This window comes from Clostridium sp. ETTB3 (genome assembly GCF_053571985.1).
On sequence record NZ_CP199832.1, the window covers coordinates 653,551 to 671,533 of the forward strand.

15 protein-coding genes are annotated in these 17,983 nt (G+C 25.8%); 9 read left to right on the forward strand and 6 right to left on the reverse strand.

The window, feature by feature from the left end:
- Positions 1–228: 228 nt before the first annotated feature.
- The 5 genes from ACUN06_RS03225 (at position 229) to ACUN06_RS03245 (ending at position 5,814) form a co-directional block, all read left to right on the forward strand.
- Entirely contained in the window at positions 229–1,287 is a 1,059-nt protein-coding gene (locus ACUN06_RS03225) for a BMP family lipoprotein (RefSeq protein WP_291731027.1), read from the forward strand.
- A 198-nt stretch (positions 1,288–1,485) separates the two neighbouring features.
- Complete coding sequence (locus ACUN06_RS03230; RefSeq protein WP_294368502.1) at positions 1,486–2,997, forward strand: ABC transporter ATP-binding protein; 1,512 nt, start codon at positions 1,486–1,488, stop codon at positions 2,995–2,997.
- A complete protein-coding gene (locus tag ACUN06_RS03235) occupies positions 2,987–4,090 on the forward strand; it encodes an ABC transporter permease (protein ID WP_291731025.1) in 1,104 nt (367 codons plus the stop codon). Before ACUN06_RS03230 ends, ACUN06_RS03235 begins: the two co-directional genes overlap by 11 nt.
- Positions 4,090–5,007, forward strand: a complete 918-nt coding sequence (locus ACUN06_RS03240; RefSeq protein WP_291731024.1) for an ABC transporter permease — start codon at positions 4,090–4,092, stop codon at positions 5,005–5,007. The genes ACUN06_RS03235 and ACUN06_RS03240 overlap by 1 nt, the downstream gene beginning before the upstream one ends.
- 9 nt (positions 5,008–5,016) lie before the next feature.
- The gene (locus tag ACUN06_RS03245) at positions 5,017–5,814 is read left to right on the forward strand and encodes a metallophosphoesterase family protein (protein ID WP_291731020.1); all 798 of its coding nucleotides are present in this window, start codon (positions 5,017–5,019) and stop codon (positions 5,812–5,814) included.
- A gap of 127 nt (positions 5,815–5,941) precedes the next feature.
- On the opposite strand, the gene ACUN06_RS03250 is transcribed toward ACUN06_RS03245, so the two are convergent.
- Both ACUN06_RS03250 and ACUN06_RS03255 read right to left on the reverse strand, forming a co-directional pair.
- Positions 5,942–7,009 (reverse strand): DNA/RNA non-specific endonuclease, encoded by a 1,068-nt coding sequence (locus tag ACUN06_RS03250; protein ID WP_449390087.1) that lies wholly within the window; start codon positions 7,007–7,009, stop codon positions 5,942–5,944.
- Positions 7,009–7,428 (reverse strand): ribonuclease Z, encoded by a 420-nt coding sequence (locus ACUN06_RS03255; RefSeq protein WP_291731017.1) that lies wholly within the window; start codon positions 7,426–7,428, stop codon positions 7,009–7,011. The genes ACUN06_RS03250 and ACUN06_RS03255 overlap by 1 nt, the downstream gene beginning before the upstream one ends.
- Before the next feature lie 231 nt (positions 7,429–7,659).
- Here ACUN06_RS03255 and ACUN06_RS03260 point away from each other — a divergent pair, with 231 nt between their 5' ends.
- Positions 7,660–9,303: a potassium/proton antiporter gene (locus ACUN06_RS03260; RefSeq protein ID WP_449390088.1), complete on the forward strand. Its 1,644-nt coding sequence runs from the start codon at positions 7,660–7,662 to the stop codon at positions 9,301–9,303.
- Between the two features lie 61 nt (positions 9,304–9,364).
- Here the strand turns inward: ACUN06_RS03260 and ACUN06_RS03265 are convergent, their stop codons facing one another.
- From ACUN06_RS03265 to ACUN06_RS03275, 3 genes are all read right to left on the reverse strand, one after another.
- On the reverse strand, positions 9,365–10,024 hold the full coding sequence (locus ACUN06_RS03265; protein WP_294368514.1) for a TIGR04100 family radical SAM protein: 660 nt from the start codon (positions 10,022–10,024) through the stop codon (positions 9,365–9,367).
- A gap of 19 nt (positions 10,025–10,043) precedes the next feature.
- Positions 10,044–10,871: a pyridoxamine kinase gene (locus tag ACUN06_RS03270; RefSeq protein WP_291731011.1), complete on the reverse strand. Its 828-nt coding sequence runs from the start codon at positions 10,869–10,871 to the stop codon at positions 10,044–10,046.
- 112 nt (positions 10,872–10,983) lie between these two features.
- Entirely contained in the window at positions 10,984–13,035 is a 2,052-nt protein-coding gene (locus tag ACUN06_RS03275; RefSeq protein WP_449390089.1) for a hypothetical protein, read from the reverse strand.
- 516 nt (positions 13,036–13,551) lie between these two features.
- Between ACUN06_RS03275 and ACUN06_RS03280 the strand changes: the two genes are divergently transcribed.
- Positions 13,552–14,217, forward strand: a complete 666-nt coding sequence (locus ACUN06_RS03280; RefSeq protein ID WP_449390090.1) for an HAD family hydrolase — start codon at positions 13,552–13,554, stop codon at positions 14,215–14,217.
- A gap of 62 nt (positions 14,218–14,279) precedes the next feature.
- Here ACUN06_RS03280 and ACUN06_RS03285 read toward each other — a convergent pair whose 3' ends face one another.
- Complete coding sequence (locus ACUN06_RS03285) at positions 14,280–15,008, reverse strand: helix-turn-helix domain-containing protein (RefSeq protein ID WP_294368522.1); 729 nt, start codon at positions 15,006–15,008, stop codon at positions 14,280–14,282.
- A gap of 203 nt (positions 15,009–15,211) precedes the next feature.
- Between ACUN06_RS03285 and ACUN06_RS03290 the strand changes: the two genes are divergently transcribed.
- Positions 15,212–17,227, forward strand: coding sequence for an NEAT domain-containing protein (locus ACUN06_RS03290; RefSeq protein WP_449390091.1), 2,016 nt, complete (start codon positions 15,212–15,214; stop codon positions 17,225–17,227).
- Between the two features lie 90 nt (positions 17,228–17,317).
- Entirely contained in the window at positions 17,318–17,965 is a 648-nt protein-coding gene (locus ACUN06_RS03295; RefSeq protein WP_449390092.1) for an NEAT domain-containing protein, read from the forward strand.
- Positions 17,966–17,983 lie beyond the last annotated feature (18 nt).

Below are 17,983 nucleotides of genomic sequence, written 5' to 3' on the forward strand. Positions count from 1 at the left end.
TTACAATAATGTAATATTAAGTATAAATAAATTGTTCTAAAGAAAATAAAGTAATATAAAAATAAAATAATACAAAAAATGATGTTTAATTACAATAAAAGCGAATAATAAAAAGAATAAATAAAAAAATATACAGTTTTTTTATCGAAATATGACCTATGTCATATTTAAAAGCATATATAATTATTATAATTAAAGTAACAAAAATGAAATACAGGAGATTAAATAATGAAAAAAATAATAACTTCTTTACTATTTATCATGACAACTTTTCTTTTTGCCGGATGTTCAGATTCAACAAGCAATGAATCAATTGGTATCAAAGATACTAATGGAGATTATTCAAAGTTAAATATAGCTTTAATTTCAGATACAATTGGAACAGAACAATTTATTCTTCAAGCATATGAAGCTTTAGAAAAGGCAAGTAATACTTATGGATTTAAGATGACGTCTATTGAATGTACAGATACAGCTGCTTGGGAGGAAAATACACTTGCAGCTTCTAATGAAGGATATGATTTAATAATAGGTATTGGATGGCAAGCAGCTGATCCTTTTAGTGATGCAGCAGATAAGTTTCCAAATACTAAATATGCAGTAATTGACACAACAGCTGCTAACCAAAAGGTAACAAGTTTTGGATTTAATGAAGCACAAGGTTCATATGTATTAGGTGCAATGATTGGAACAGCTTTTCCTAATGAAAGCTTATATGGTTATATAGCATCATTTCAAACACAAGCTACTTATAAATATAGATATGGATTTTCAGAAGGAGTAAAATCTGTTAATCCAAATGCTAACTTTATGTATAATTACACTAATTCTTATAATGATACTAATTTAGCTTATGAGTATGCATTACAACAAAAGGCTGCAGGAGCAAACTTTATATTTGGAGGAGTATCTGCAAGTGCAAATTCAGGTATATATCAAGCAGCTCAAGAATTAAATAAAAAGGGTACACCAATATATACAACAGGATTAAGTGTTGACCAAACAACTTCTGAAAATACAAGTATCATAAGTGGATTATTAAAGAATACTGGAGCTGTTATGAATACTATAATTGATGAATTTTTAGCAGGTAAATTAAATGGCGGTTCACAAGTATTAGGATTAAAAGAAGGTGCATTTGGGGTTGTAGGTGTTTTACCAGAGGAAATGAATTATAGAAATACAGAAATTATAACTGATGAAGTTATAGAAGCTGGTAAGGCAGCAGCAGAAAAAATTATTTCAGGTGAAATAGTTATAGAAGTTCCTGAGGAATCTGCAAAATAATTGGATTATAATAAGTATTTATTTTACTTTAAATAAGGGGCAGAGGCAATTTTGGCTTTGGCCCTTAATTTATTATCTTGAAAAATTTATATTTCATAGGAAATTGTATAGAAGTTTTAAAAGTAGTAGAAATACTTATTTTGAAGATTAGATTTTTTTATATATTACATATCAGTTTAGAAAAGGAGTAACTTTGACATGCTTTTAGAAATGAAAAATATAGTTAAAACCTATGGTAATGTAGTTGCTAATAATAAAGTTAATATTAATCTTAATAAAGGAGAAATACTTGCTGTTGTTGGTGAAAATGGTGCAGGAAAGTCAACTATAATGAAAATTCTTTATGGGTTAGAAAAACCTGATTCAGGAGAAATATTTATTAATGGTAAGAAAATGAATTTTCATAATCCATCAGATGCAATGAAGCAAGGAATTGGAATGGTTCAACAACATTTTATGCTTTTTGAATCAATGACTATAGCTGAAAACATTGTATATAAGAATGAAATGAAAAAGGGGATATTCTTTGATTATAAAAAGAATATTGAAAAGGTAGAAGAGCTTTCAAAGCGTTATATGTTAAATGTAAATCCAAATGCAATTGTGGAAGAATGTCCAGTTGGACTTCAACAACGTGTTGAAATATTAAAAACCCTTTATCAAAATGCAGATATTATAGTTTTTGATGAACCTTCAGCAGTTCTTACTCCTATTGAAGTAGATGAACTTTTAAAAACTATGAAGCAATTGGCGAATCTAGGTAAAAGTTTAATAATTATAACACATAAACTTCATGAAGTTATGGAAGTTGCAGACAGGGTTATAGTAATGAGACTTGGAGAAGTAGTTGCTGAGAAGTTAAAGAAAGATACAAGCATAGATGAATTATCTTATTTAATGGTAGGAAGACAAATTACTAATAGAGTTATTCTGGAAAAAGAAACTAATGAAAAGCTTTTAGAGGTTAAAGATTTAACTTTAATGGGAGAACATAATAAAAATATTTTAAATAATGTTAATTTACATATTAAAAGAGGAGAAATAGTAGGTATTGCGGGAGTATCTGGTAATGGTCAATCAGAGCTTATAAGATGTATAACAGGATTAGAAAAAGTTGATGCTGGCAATGTAATAATCAATAACAAAGATATTACTAATAATACTGTCAGGGATATAAGAGAAGCTGGAATAGCTCATGTTCCAGAGGATAGATATATGTGGGGAAGTGCTCCAGATGCAACTCTTGCTGAAAATGCATTAATGGGATATGAGGATAGTGATGAATTTTCTAAAAGGGGTATCTTAAATACTGATAAGGTTATAAATCATGCTATAAATTTAATTTCAAAATTTAGGGTGAAGGCGGATTCATATTCTCAAAAAATAAAAGAACTTTCAGGTGGGAATGCTCAAAAACTTATTGTTGCAAGAGAAATGTCGAAGGAAACTCCTCTTATTATTGCTTGTGAACCTACAAGAGGGATTGATATAGGAGCAATAGAATTTATTCATGATCAACTTGTTGAAAAGAGGAATAATGGTGATAGTGTATTATTAGTATCTTCTGAATTAAGTGAAATTATGGATTTAAGTGACAGAATTTATGTAATTTACGAAGGCGAAATTGTAGGTGAATTTAAAAGAGGAAGTATTGATGAAAAGGCACTAGGTCTTTTAATGGTAGGAGGTAAAAATAATAATGGAAAATAAAAATTCGTTATATAGGAACATTAAAAAGAACAAGTTTTCTAAGATATGTGAACCATTAAAGCATCCTCTACAAGCAATTGTTGTTGGATTATTAATAGGTGGTGTAATTATAGCATTTTCTGGCTTTAATCCTTTTGAGGCAATTATAGGGATGTTTAAGGGTGGATTTGGTTCAGCATATTATTTAACTACGACTTTAACACGTTCAGTTCCTATTATATTTGCAGGACTTGCTGGAGCTTTAGCTTGGGGATCAGGATATTCAAGTTTAGGTGCTGCAGGGCAAATGGTTTTAGGGGCATTTACATCAGCTGTTGTAGCTGTAATATGTCCTGGACCAACAGTATTTGTTGTTACAATGTCTCTTTTAAGTGGGGCATTAGTAGGAGTTTTATATTCTCTTATTTCTGCATATGTAAGTGAAAGATTTAAATTAGATTTACTTATTATAACTCTTATGATGAATTATATTGCAGATTATATAGCATCTTATTTTACAACATATGTAGTAAAGGATCCGTTAGGACTAGATTCTTCTGCAATTCAAACTCAAAAGTTAACTGATAATATTTTACCTAAAATGTTTAAAGGTTATTCATTACATTGGGGATTTGTAATTGCTGTTATTTGTGTGCTAGTTATACTTTTTATAATGAAAAAAACAAGCTTTGGATATAAAGCGAAAATGGGTGGATTAAATCCTAACTTTGCTAATTATGGTGGTATTAATAGCACCAAAATGATGTATTACGTATTAATGTTAAGTGGAGCCTTAGCAGGGGTTGGAGGAGCATGTGAAGTTTTAGGAACACGATATCGTTATGTTGATAGTATGATAACATCTCCAGGGTATGCATGGACTGGTATTATAGCATCATTAATGTCAAGCAATCATCCAGTTGGTATTTTAGTAAGCAGTATATTTCTTGCAGGTCTTACAACGGGGGGAAGCACTATTGAGCGTAGTATGGGAGTACCATCTGAAGTAACAACAATTATTCAAGGTATTATTACTTTATTAATTACTGCGAAATTTGCTGTTAAATGGTATAAGAAGAAGCAAAATATAACAGATAAGGAAGGAGTACAATAATGGAATTAAGTGTAGATTATTTAGCAGTTGTTGCTAATTCCACTCTTCGTATGATGACACCTATTTTACTAGTTACTTTAGCAGCTGCTATATGCACTAAAGTACGTATCTTTAATATTGCAATGGAGGGAACAATGCTAACAGGTGCATTTTTCAGTATAGTTGCAAATTATTATACACACAATGTATTTTTATCTGTTCTTACAGGTGCAATTAGTGGGATGATAGTATCTGCTATTGTAGGATTTTGCATAATTAAGTTAAAAGCATCTCCAGTAGTTGTTGGTATGGCAACTAATACTATGATAGGAGGAGTTACAACATACTTGCTTTATATAATATTTAAAACTAAAGGTGTATTTACTGATTCTAGCTTAGTAAGCCTTTCAAAGATTAATTTGCCAATTATAAAAGATATTCCAGTAATAGGCACTATTTTTTCTGGTTTAACAATTATTGATTACTTAGCTTTTATATTAGCTATAGGAATATATATATTCTTATATAAAACAGTGTTAGGATATAGATTACGTGCTATAGGCATAAATAAAGAAGCTGCAAGAAGTCTTGGTACACCAGTAGAAAAGTATCAATTTTTAACAATAAGTTTATCAGGGATATTATGTGGATTAGGTGGAGTTCTTCTCTCTATGGGAACTGTAACATTATTTATGCAAAATATGACATCTGGACGTGGATATATAGCTATGGCAGCAAATAACTTAGGTAAATCACATCCAATAGGTGTTCTTTTATCAAGTTTATTTTTCGGATTTTCTCAGGCAGCTGGAAATGTACTTCAAAACACATCTTTGAAAACACAAATTACGGCTTCTATTCCTTATGTGGCAACAATAATTGCACTTATATTATTTAGTATACAAACTAAAAGAAATAAGAAAAAGAAAGCTAAGTAGGTACTTAACATGATGTTTTTACATTTATCGGATATTCATTTTTTGAGAAGATATCCTAGGGTTGAAAAAGGTTATAATTCTATTTTCAATTGTATGACAAGCCCTTTGATTCAAATAAAAAATTCTTTAAATAAGATAAATTTAAGCGAAATAGACTTTATTATTATAACTGGTGATTTAGTTGAATCAGGAACATCTGAGGATTATGAAATTTTAAAGTATGAATTAGAAAATTTATTAGGGGAGATTCCATATATAATTACATTAGGAAATCATGATAATAAAGAAGCTTTTTATAAAGGTTGGTTTAATAAAGAATGTAATGAACCATATAATACTATTAATGATATAGATGGATTAAGGATAATTGGGTTTGATAATTCTATATATAAAAATAGTGATGGATTTATTTCTGATTCTCAATATAATTGGTTAAAAACTCAATTAGAAATTAGTAATAACAAGAAAACTATCTTAATTTGTCATCATCATCTTATAAAGAATCAATTTACTACACCATCAGTTAGTTATAATGATGGGTTTGAAGAGCTAATAAGGAAAAGTTCTATAGTTGGTATTTTTACTGGACATACTCATCATTCATTTAAAGGAAGTTTTGCCGGTAAACCATATTTTTCAACAGGAAGCCTTAGTTTTATTGGATATGATGAGGGTAATGGAATAGTAAGATTTGAAGAAAATGCTCAAATAAGTATTTGTAAGTATGAGGATGGGAAAATATCAGTAAAGGTAATTTCAACTTTAGAGGAAATTAAATTATTGGGTAAGATTGATTTTAAAAAATAAAATATAATTGTAAAAAAATAAAGATGAAAAATAAGTGTTTAGTGAAAGTTTTATTTATGTTAATAATTGATATTATAACTTATAATAAAAAGGGTGAATTTGTTAAAATTCACCCTTTTTATTATGTTTATCGTTTTGCTTTTCTATAACCAGCTGCAATTGCATCAGCTTCACTATTAAAATTAACAAGGTATTCAGAATCAGCCATAGTTTCATAATTACTTTGACCTGGACAATGATATATTTTAGATTTAGAATTACCTCGTATAACTGATTTTGAATTAGAAGAATTACTATTATTTGAATTAGATGAGTTTGAGGAAGTATTATCTTTATTATTATTATTATTATTATTATTATTAGAGGTATTTGAATTATTTATATTAATTGAATTTGAAGAATTAGTATTTTTCTTTATTTCTTCACTATTAAGAGAACTATCACCTGTGGCATAATCTATTGTAATACCAGGTTGTACATTATATATAAATACATTAAATTCAATACCTTCACCATCATCTTCAACAGACTTAGCTTCTATTTGTATACCTGTTGCAACAAGGTTATTTCCTTCAAATAATGGAGTTACTCTATATAAAACATGGTTATTAGTTTCTTTTATATAGTCAGCAACCATGTTTTCATATGGAAGCATTAATGTAGCATTAAAGTATCTTGTACCAGTAATTAAGTTTCTTTCATTAGCATTTTCAGCAGTTAATTGATAACCAATTAAATGAGATCTATTATATAAGTATTTTCCTTCGACAACATCATATTTAACAGAATGCCATCCGCTTGGTTTAACGGAGCTGATAGACTCTCTTTTTTCTGTTGGCATTACATCAGTTCCAATATTTGAATATGCAACTCCACATCTTCCTAAACTATCTAATGGAGAATATTTTTCAAAAGAAGTAGTTGTTAAATCTGACTTAGAAAAATTAGGTACATTATTATTTAAAATAATAATATCTTTTCCTGAGTATTTAGGTATATCATTTATATTAGAAATATTAGTACTTGAAGTATTTGAAGTTGTTAAAGGTTGATTATTAGAATCTTCAATTGCTTGTCCACTATCATTTACAATAGGAAGGGTATTAATTGATGAGCAACTGATAAGGTTACTTACAAATAGCAAAGTTCCTAAAAGTAAGATTAGTGGATTTTTAAATTTAAAGGTGTTTTTCATTAGTTTACTCTCCTATAAATAATTCTTGTTATTTTTTCATGGGATGATCCTTCGAATTCTTTAGTCTCAAGTAATTCCCATGAATTTGATATTAAATTAATATCAAAATAAAGATCAGAAGGATAAATTCTATTCCATTTATAAATAATTATATTGTTAATTTTATTTATATAATTATTTAATAATTTATCTTCTACTAAGCAAAAGCCATTTTCAGTACATTGTTCCAAAAAATTTTCAGAAACTTTAATATTACCATTATCAATATCCTTATATAATTTATAAGAATAATTATTCATATAAAGGTCTTTATCTTTAATAAATTCTTTTAGATCAGCTCGAAGAATTCTATCTTGACTTTGTCTTCTTTTATTAAACATCATTCCATTATTGTCATCTAAGCAAATAATTATATTCATATAACCCTCCTTATAGTGATTTTTTATAAATATTATATCAAAATTTTATTAATATAGTTATATAAAAATTATTTTGAAATATCTTACATGAAAATAAAGAAAATATAATTAGAAAGTCGGTATATTATTTAGTTATAGAAAATTAAAAAAATTTTTAAAATTTTTTGATTTAACTTTGTAAAAAATGAATAGTATAAAATAGGTACTTTATATAAAAATAGGGGGAAGTACATGATAAAAATAATGATAATTTGTGGACTAGTATTACTAATAAGTATAACTTCTACTAAAATATTATATAAGTTTGGAGTACCCATTCTTTTAATATTCATAATTTTAGGAATGATATTTGGTTCGGATGGAATTGTGGGGATATATTTTAATGATTATCAACTTACCAATAAAATTGCAATAATTGCATTAATATTTATAATGTTTTTTGGTGGGTTCGGTACCAATTGGAAGATGGCAAAGTCTGTTGCAAAACCCTCTATTCTTTTATCTACATTAGGGGTTATTTTCACATCTGGATTGACTGGATTACTATGTTTTTTTATATTTAAGACAACATTATTAGAAGGCTTACTTATTGGAGCAATAGTTGGATCTACTGATGCTGCATCTGTATTTGCTATTTTAAGGTCTCAAAGATTAAATTTAAAGGGATCAATTGCATCTATGTTAGAGTTAGAAAGTGGAAGTAATGATCCTTGTGCATATATGCTTACAACAATTATTTTAATGTTAATATCAAATAATAATAATGAAAACATATTTATAATGACGATAAATCAAATTTTATTTGGTATAGTAATAGCAATAATATTAGCTAAATTATCGGTTTATTTGTTAAGGAAATTTAAATTTGAAATAGAAGGATTTTATCTAATATTTATTACTGCTATTGCAATATTATCATATTCTCTTAGTGAGTATTTAGGGGGGAATGGGTATTTGTGTGTTTATATAACTGGAATAATTATAGGAAATTCAAAAATACCACATAAAAAGAGTATATTCCAATTTTTAGATGGTATATCATGGCTTATGCAAATTACCTTGTTTTTTGTTTTAGGATTATTAGCATTTCCATCTAGAATACCATTAGTAATGGAAAAGGGAATATTAATATCATTATTTATGATTTTTGTAGCAAGACCAATATCTATATTTAGTATATTATATTGGTTTAATGTACCAATAAAACAACAAATATTTATATCATGGGTAGGAATAAGAGGGGCTGCATCTATAGTTTTTGCAATTTTTGCTGAAACATATGGAGTATCAACTAATAATGATATTTTTCATATAATATTTTTTATAGCTTTATTTTCAGTAGTTGCTCAAGGAACAATTACACCTATATTAGCTAAAAAATTAGATTTAATAGATAATGATGAATCTGTATTAAAAACATTTAATGATTATAAGGAAAACAAAAGTACAAGTTTGATAGAATTTACAATAGATAAAAATAATAGTATTGCAAATAAAATGATAATGGATGCTAATATACCTGAGGATATTCTTGTAGTAATGATAAAAAGAAATGGAGATGTATTTGTTCCAAATGGTTCTACAAAAATTTTGCCAGGTGATATATTAGTTTTATCAGGAAATAAACTTAAATATTTTAATGAATATCGTGAAGAAAAAAGTACAACATTAACTGAATTTTCAGTTGATAAAAAAAGTTGTTTAATAAATAAGCCTATAAAAGATGCTGATGTTTTATGTAGAGTACTTATAGTTATGATAAAAAGGGATGGAGAAGTATTAGTACCCAATGGGAATACGGTAATTTTGGAAGATGATATATTAGTTGTAACATCAAATAATGTTAAAGAATTAGAAAAGTTATTAAATGAATAAAAATTTTAAATATATTAAGTAATAAAAAATGATGCTCAAAATATTGAACATCATTTTTTATTTATTCAAAAGGTCTAACTCTTAATTTTATGCCTAAATCATCACATACTTTTTGGCTAGCTTTAATATCATCTTCACCAATACAATCAACTACAGTAAACACAACATTTGGAATATAAGATTTGCATGATACTGCAAATTTTTTCATAGCATCATAAGATTCAATTCCAAATTTATTCTTAGTTATTTCATAAAATTCTTCAGCAGTTGGAGCATTAAGACTAATTGAAACTGTATCAATTAGTCCTTTTAATAAAGGAGCAATTTCTTTTTTATTGATTAAGTCACCTAAGCCGTTAGTATTGATTCTTATTGTCATATTTGAATTTCTTTTCTTTATATATTTTGAAACTTCAATTATTGCATCTAATCTTTCTGTTGGCTCTCCAAATCCACAAAAAATAATTTCATCATAAAGATTTATATCTATATTTTCAAACTCAGTAATTACTTCTTCAGCAGTTGGTTCCTTTTCAAGCCATAAGCTATTAGTTTCAGACATTTTTTTTGTTGCTCTTAAACAAAATGTACAAGCACATGGACAACGATTAGTTAAATTTACATATATGTTTTTTTTAATTCCTTTTGACTCCATTTCTGAAATGGTTATATTTTTTAAATTTATAAAATTACCTTTATTGCTTGTATATAAAATAACCATAATACCTCTCTCCTTTATACTATTTTAATTCAGTTAAAAACTCTTCAAAACAAACACCTTGATTTTCTGGTAAATCTAATTCAGTAGTGAATTTTAAACATTTGCTAATAAAAGTTGTAGCCTTTTCTACTGATGAATAAAGGCTTTCACTTTTAACAATACTAGCAGATACAATAGAAGAAAAAACATCTCCAGTACCTGAACGGTCTATACCTATTTTTTCTACCTTTATTACACTATAAGGCTTGTCACTTTCAAATACAAAGTTTTCTATTAAACCTTGTCTTTGTAATCCTGTTATTACTATTTTCTTAGGACCTTGAAGTGATAATTTTTTACATAACATATGTAATTCTTCATGTGAAGGAGTTTGTGAAGGATAAGCTAAGTCTAACAACCTACAAAGTTCAGTAAGGTTAGGAGTTAAAACATCTGCATATTTAATTAAGTTTTGCATTTCTTTACACATTTCATCAGTATAAGTAGAATAAAGTTTTCCGTAATCACCCATAACAGGATCAATTAAAACTATATTGTCTTTTGTTTTAAATTTTTCTAAAAATTCTACTACTATTTTAATTTGTTCTTTTGATCCTAAAAATCCAGTACAAATTCCATCAAAATTTAATCCAAGGATTTCCCAATTATTTATATATTCTGTCATTTTAGAAGTATAATCTTCAAAGAAAAAATTATTGAATCCAGTATGGTTAGAAAGAATTGCTGTTGGTATAAAACAACATTGAACTTTAAGTGCAGATATAATAGGTAATGAAACTGCTATAGAGCATCTTCCAAAACCAGTAACATCATTTATAAGAGCAATTTTTTTCTGATTAAATGCCATATTTTTTCACATCCTTTGAATATTAATTATAAAAGAATAAAAAAGGAAAATCAATTTTTTAAAATTTGTAACGATACAATATATATAACTAAATTGATTTCCTTTTATTCGATTATTTTTTTAATATAAGGCCTTGTTTAAATTTAGATATAATATTTGTAATTCTTGCTTTTGTAGTATAATGAAGTGAATTTGTATAGCAATCAGGATCTTCAATAACGGATATAGGTAGAATAGGTGTTTTTTTATGAGCTAATCTATCATTAATATTCTTTAGATAAATATTTACAAATTTTAAATTTGGATTTAATAATAATAATTTTTTAAAGTATTTTTTAGCGTTAATTAAATTACCTATATAGTAAAAACTAATAGCATATTTAATTAAAAAATCTTCATTATCTAATAAAAGTTTACCAGCTTGAGTATTTACACTCTTATTTAAATAAAAAATTGCATCTTTATAATTTTCAACTTTAGTAAGTAATAATGCCAAAGTACATATTGAGTAATAATCATCCTCTTTTAAAGATAAAGCTATTTTATAGTTTTCAATTGCAGTATTGTAATCTTTATTATTTGAATAATATTGTCCATATAACTTATATAATTCAAAATCACCATTAAATAATTTTAATGCATCATTTAAATATTTTTCGCTATTATTAGAATTAGAACAAATAGAATTATAAGCTAAAGAGCGCAATTCAATATAATTTTCTAAATTATTAATTTTTATATTTTTTAACGATTCATAACTAAGTGATTCATTGGAATATAATTTATTAAATAATATATCAATTTTCAAGTTAGGATAAATTGATAATAATTCATTATTTCTTAAGTTCCAATTAAAATTTTTACTTAAAAACTCATAAATATTTTTAGGCATATTTTTATTTGTAGTTATAAAAGTAATAATAGTTTCTTCAAATAAATAAAATAATGATTCATTTGAAGCAATTGGTAAAGAAAATAATTCATTCCATTTATCTTCTTGCAATCTAAAAGAAAAATTATTATATATTTCATGTAACTTTAAATTAAGAGGTTTTAAAAATGAATTAATATATTTTTGATAAGTTGCTGGAATTAATGGTTTTGGAGATAAATCAGTTAAAAGTTTACTATTTATATTTTCTAAAGCTAACTTTATAGATAAATCCCAGGGGCGTAATTTAAATAAAAAGTTATATAAGCTTTTAGCTTTTTGCAACTCATAAGAATAATGATAAGCATGAGCTAAATCAATTAATGATTCTAAATCGATTGAATTTTTAAGCCTTTTTAAATATTTCTCTAAGTAAATTATTGCTTTATCATATTGTTTATTTATAGTTAATAAATGTCCTAATTTTGCAAGACTGTATAAATCATTATCATTGATATTAATTGCTTCTCTAAAATAACTTAATGCCATAAGATTATCATTTTTATTTAAGTAATAACATCCAATCATTTTTAATAAATCTAAGTCTTTAGAATAAATTGAATATGCTTTAAATAGGCAATTTTTTTCATCTTCTATGTGATTTTCTTGAAGTGATAAATAAGCCTTTTCTCTTAATTCAAGATATTCATCAAGCTTTTTAGAGTCTAAATTATTTAAATATTTATATGTTAAAGGTAAAGGATTTTCTATATGATTAATAAATGAATCTAATAATTGAGAACTAAGTTTTGATTTTAATTTATCTTTATTTTTTATCCAATTAAATTTAGTATCAAAGAGTTTATATGTTTTTGTTGTTAAATATTTGTGATTAGATAAAAACTTAATTAATTCTATACTTGCTAGTTCTTTTGAAGAAGATTCTAAAATAGGTGAAGTTAATAAATTAACCCATGAATCTATATTAAATCTAAGCACAGGATTATTATAAATTTCATTTGCTTCATCAATAAACTTATCTATAGTATCAATTGATTTACTATCTATAGAAGAATTTATTAAAGCTGATAAAATATCAAAATTTGAACTTCCAAGTAAAGATAAGTTTAAGTCATTAATAGAAGTTTTAGCTAAGGATAAAGCTTTATTATAAGCTGATTTTAGTTTTATTAACTCATTAGCATTTGTAGAATTACTTAATTCAGTATATGCATTTTTAATTACATCTATATTTTTAGTAGGATTTATACCTAATATAGCCCAACAACTCATGATTATAAAATATCCTCCTATTCATCAAAATTATTAAATAATATGTAATTTATTTAAGAAAAATTAGTGGAAAAATAAAAATTGATGTATATACACATTCTATAATAAATAGAAAATAATGTAAAATAAAACAAGAACAATTTTTTTTACATTATTTTTCTGAGGTATATAAATATAATGTTGATATGAAAAGAAAATTATAAAAAATATGAATTAGGGGCAAATAAAAAGAAAATATAATAGTAATAAGCAAAAAAATGAAATAAAAAAATACATTAAGATATCTTTTGATACAAATTATTGTTTATTGATGAAAAATATAATAATAAAATAGTTTAATTATGTTGAAAGAGTAAAGTGAAAATGTAAAAATAATTATTATAAAAGTTTTGAGAATTAGAGAAAAAGATATTATTAATTTTAATGGAGATATAGTTTATAGGGTATATTATAGTAGACCATATGAAATTATGAGAGAAGAAGTCATTTACTTATGTATTAATGGAGGGAAAAGTTATGGAATTGAATATTAATAAAATTAAAGCTGTAATATTTGATATGGATGGAGTAATATTTGATACAGAATTAGTATATTTAAGAGTTTGGTCAGAAGTTTTTGAAAAGTATGGATATAAATTAAAAAAAGAAATTTATATTCAAGTTTTAGGAACAGGAAGAGAAAATGTAAAAAGGGTATTTTTAAATAATTATGGTGAAGACTTGCCAATAGATATTATGTATAAAGAAAAGGATGAAAATTTAGATAGGGCTGTAGAATTAGGAGTTTCATTAAAGGCAGGAGCTTACGAAATATTAGAAAATTTAAAAAATAATAATTTTAAAATTGCATTAGCAACTTCTGCAGCTAAGGAAAGAGCTTTAAAGCAGTTAAAACAATCTGATATAGAAAAATTTTTTGATGTAATAATATCAAGAGATGATGTTAAAGAAACTAAACCTAATCCAGAAATATTTTTAAAGGCTGCTGAAAAGTTGAATGTTTTACCAAGTGAATGTATAGTAATTGAGGATTCTAGTGCAGGAATAAGAGCAGCATTTAATGCTAGAATGATAGCTATACATGTTGTAGATTTAAAGGAAGCAGATGAAGATATATTAAATCATTGTTATAATAGTTATAAAAACTTAAATGAAATACAAAAAGTATTAATAAAAAAATAAAAATATATTAAATAAGCTGGAATTAATATGTCTCCTATAACTACATAGGAGACATAATGATTCTAGTTTTTATTTTTTAAGTAATCTTCCCTAAATTCTAAAGGTGTTTTAGAAGTTGTTTTTTTAAATACTGTACTAAAATAACTTTGGTTATTATAACCAACAGATAAAGAAATATCAAGTAATGATAAATTAGGATTTTTTAATAATTCTTTACTTTTTTCAATTTTATAATTATTTAAATAGTTAATAAAGGTTAATCCTATTTCTTTTTTAAACATACTACAAAAATAGCATTTATTAATATTTAATTCAGCACAAATATCATCTATTAAAATTTCATTTGAATAATTTTTTTCAATATATTTAATTGCATGGTTAACACATGGAGATATATTTTGAAGATTATTAAATTTTCCAATATGATTACTAATAATATATGTATGTAATTTGATTATATTATTAATCCATTCTTCAGTTAAAATATTAATTTCACTATTATTATTAGAAAGTTCCTTAGTACTATAAGGTCCTATTAGCAAATACATTTTAGAATTATCATAATGATTAAATGAAATACAACTAAAAGAAATATCATTAGTAATATTAAAAGATGTTGTATTTGAAATAAAATTTAAGTTTTTAACAATTTCTATGGCTTTTGATGTATAAAATGAAATATCAATTTTTGAATCATGATTATGAGTAAAAATAGTTTGGAAATTATAATTTAATAGTAATGTAGGAACAGTAAAGCAATTAAAAAAATTAGTTAATATATTTGAAATCATAGAGATTATATCCCCCCTAAAAAATATGCATAAAAGTATAAAAATATTGTTAAAAAAAATATAAATATTGTTAAAACTAACTAATAAAATATATGTTATTATGTTATAAGCAAATGATAATCAATATCAATTATTATGAATTAAAATAAATAAAATGTCAATGAAGATAAATTTATAAATTTGGTTTTAGGGGGATATAATTTATGTTAAAGAAAAAGATATGTCAATTATTAGCGGCTGTTATGATAACAACAACTGTAATGGGTTCAAATGTACAAGCTGTTTGGGCTACTGAAAGAACTGATGTTATAGATGTTCAATCATTTTCAGAAAAGAAATTCCAAACTGGAACATATATTGTTAAAAATTCAACAGAATATATTGGAGATTCAACATCATCAACAGGTACAAGCATGGCTAGAAAGGCATTAAAAGAAGATACTGTTATAACTGTTTCAGAAGATAAAACAACTATGACACTTAAGTTTGCAGATGATATGTATAAGATGATGAAAAATATAAAAGCAACTTTAGATGGTGTTAACTTAAATTCTGTTAATAATGAAGAAGATAAATCTATTACTTTTGAAGTTCCATCTGCAGAAGCAAAAGTAAGAATAGATATGACTATAACAATTATGGGAAAAGAAGTATCTTTCTTAGTAACAAATGATATAAGTACAATTCCAACAATTGATAACTCATCAGATAAAAATGAAGATCAAAATCAAGGAAATAAATTAGCTGATGGGAAGTATATAATAACAAATAAGACATTAAAAAGTGGTGGAGATAGTCAAAGTGGAATAAGAAACTATATAGATGCTAATTCTATAGTAACAGTTAAAGATGGAAAAGTTACTGTAACTATGAAGTACAATAAGGATGGATTAGAAACAGTAAAATCAACAAACTCAATAACAATAGATGGAAATGAAGTTGCGTTTGTTAAAAATGAAGATGGATCAATAAGTTTTAATGTAGATTCAATAGACAAGCTTTATACAAGAGTAAAGATTAACTTAACATATTTTAATGAAGGTCTTCCAGAAGCTGTATTCCCAGGAAAGTTACATACTGTTGATGTTGACTTATTACATGAAGGTGAATTAAGCGAATATAAAGAAAATGACTCTTCAACAGATTCAGGAAATAATGGTGAAACAAATAAACCAGGAAATGAAAATAATAGTGGAAATGCTGGAAATGAAGATTCAAATAATGGTGGATCAAATACTAATGATTCAAACAACAATGGATCAAACAGTGGAACAACTGAAGTACAAGGTACTAAAGTTTATGTAGGAAAGAATACTGTAACTCATGAAAATGAAACAGGTCTTAATATGGCAAGAAAAACTTTAAGTGAAGATGTAAAGGTTGAAGAAGTAAATGGAAAGACATATGTTACATTAACATTTACATCTATGGGATCAACAATGATGAGTAACCATAAGATATATGTTAATGGAAATGAAGTAAATACAACTAAAACAGTAAATAATGAAATTGTTAGCTTAAAGTTTGAAGTTGGAAGTTTAAAGGATTCAATAAAAGCATCAGCTTATGTTAGTATGATGGGTAATAATGTTGAATTTGGAGTTAACATATTAGAGGATACATTAAAATTAGTTACAGATGGATCAGCTAATATTGGTGGAACAACTAGTGATTCAGCAACTAGTGGAAATACAAACAACAATACATCAAGTGGTGCTTCAAATTCAAATACAAATAATGAAGAAATAAAAATAACTAAGGGTAAATTATATTCTATTCAAAATAGTGTAACTCATGAAAATGAAACAGGAAGATCTATGGCTAGAAAGTATTTAAACTCTACTTCTAAAGTTGAAGAAATAGATGGAAAATACTATGTTACTTTAACTTTCACTGGAGCAGCATTTATGCAAAACCATGAAGTTTATGTAAATGGTAAGAAAGTTAATGTTACTAAGAGTACAAGTGGTGATACAACAAATGTTAGATTTGTACTTTCAAGCTTAAGCGATAGTATAAAAGTTAAAACTTTCGTAGTACCAATGTCTAGAGATGTTAAATTTGGTGTTACATTATTAGAGGATACTTTAACATTCATAAAAGAATATACAGTAGAAACATTACCACAAACAGGAGCACCAATAGGGGCTGGAGCTGTTGCAGGATTAGGATTAATGTTAACAACAGCAGGAACTGTTTTAGTAAGAAAAAGAAATTAATTTAACAAGAAGTATAAGAGGGGGGGAATAAAATAGAATGTCTATTTATTTTCCTCCTAATTTAGGTTTATTGATAGAGGAGAAAAGAAAATGAAAATATTAAGCAAGATTAAAGGAATGTTAATAGGAACAATGGCCTTAGGGTTAATATTTACTATAGGAACTAAAAATATATATGCAACTGAAAATGAAATTACAAGTGGGATATACCAAGTTGAAAATGATGTATATCATGAATCAGAAATAGGAATGTCAATGTCAAGAACCTATCTTTTACCAACTATGAATGTAGAAGTAACAAGAGAGCATATAATATATACTGTTGGATTTGCAGGAAGTGAATTTATGGAAAACTATAGAATGAAAGTTAATGGACAAGAAGCTTCAGTTGAAATGGTAGAAGAAAATAGTGAAGATGGAACTGTTAAATTAAAGGTTGCAGTTGATAAAGTAGATGCAGATATGGAGGCTATGATTTATGTTGGTCCTATGGAAAGAGATGTTGAATTTAAAGTTATACCAAAAATGGAAACATTAACATTGTTAGAAGCAATTGAAGAAAAGGAAGACTTAAAAGAAGAAGCTAATGTTGAAATTGAAGAAGAAACATTAAAGGAAGAAAATTTAATTGTTAAACAAGAAAAGAAAGATAATAAGGGTATTTATGCTATAGCTGGTGTGTCTGCAATAGTTGTAATTGGAGGAGTTATAGCTGTTGTAAAATCAAACAAAAAATAATAAGAATACCTAAATAAA

What these genes read in the sequence shown, in the direction of transcription:
- ACUN06_RS03225 (WP_291731027.1), top strand. Translation starts at nt 229, where the DNA reads ATGAAAAAAATAATAACTTCTTTACTATTTATCATGACAACTTTTCTT.
- ACUN06_RS03230 (WP_294368502.1), top strand. Translation starts at nt 1,486, where the DNA reads ATGCTTTTAGAAATGAAAAATATAGTTAAAACCTATGGTAATGTAGTT.
- ACUN06_RS03235 (WP_291731025.1), top strand. Translation starts at nt 2,987, where the DNA reads ATGGAAAATAAAAATTCGTTATATAGGAACATTAAAAAGAACAAGTTT.
- ACUN06_RS03240 (WP_291731024.1), top strand. Translation starts at nt 4,090, where the DNA reads ATGGAATTAAGTGTAGATTATTTAGCAGTTGTTGCTAATTCCACTCTT.
- ACUN06_RS03245 (WP_291731020.1), top strand. Translation starts at nt 5,017, where the DNA reads ATGATGTTTTTACATTTATCGGATATTCATTTTTTGAGAAGATATCCT.
- ACUN06_RS03250 (WP_449390087.1), bottom strand. Translation starts at nt 7,009, where the DNA reads ATGAAAAACACCTTTAAATTTAAAAATCCACTAATCTTACTTTTAGGA.
- ACUN06_RS03255 (WP_291731017.1), bottom strand. Translation starts at nt 7,428, where the DNA reads ATGAATATAATTATTTGCTTAGATGACAATAATGGAATGATGTTTAAT.
- ACUN06_RS03260 (WP_449390088.1), top strand. Translation starts at nt 7,660, where the DNA reads ATGATAAAAATAATGATAATTTGTGGACTAGTATTACTAATAAGTATA.
- ACUN06_RS03265 (WP_294368514.1), bottom strand. Translation starts at nt 10,024, where the DNA reads ATGGTTATTTTATATACAAGCAATAAAGGTAATTTTATAAATTTAAAA.
- ACUN06_RS03270 (WP_291731011.1), bottom strand. Translation starts at nt 10,871, where the DNA reads ATGGCATTTAATCAGAAAAAAATTGCTCTTATAAATGATGTTACTGGT.
- ACUN06_RS03275 (WP_449390089.1), bottom strand. Translation starts at nt 13,035, where the DNA reads ATGAGTTGTTGGGCTATATTAGGTATAAATCCTACTAAAAATATAGAT.
- ACUN06_RS03280 (WP_449390090.1), top strand. Translation starts at nt 13,552, where the DNA reads ATGGAATTGAATATTAATAAAATTAAAGCTGTAATATTTGATATGGAT.
- ACUN06_RS03285 (WP_294368522.1), bottom strand. Translation starts at nt 15,008, where the DNA reads ATGATTTCAAATATATTAACTAATTTTTTTAATTGCTTTACTGTTCCT.
- ACUN06_RS03290 (WP_449390091.1), top strand. Translation starts at nt 15,212, where the DNA reads ATGTTAAAGAAAAAGATATGTCAATTATTAGCGGCTGTTATGATAACA.
- ACUN06_RS03295 (WP_449390092.1), top strand. Translation starts at nt 17,318, where the DNA reads ATGAAAATATTAAGCAAGATTAAAGGAATGTTAATAGGAACAATGGCC.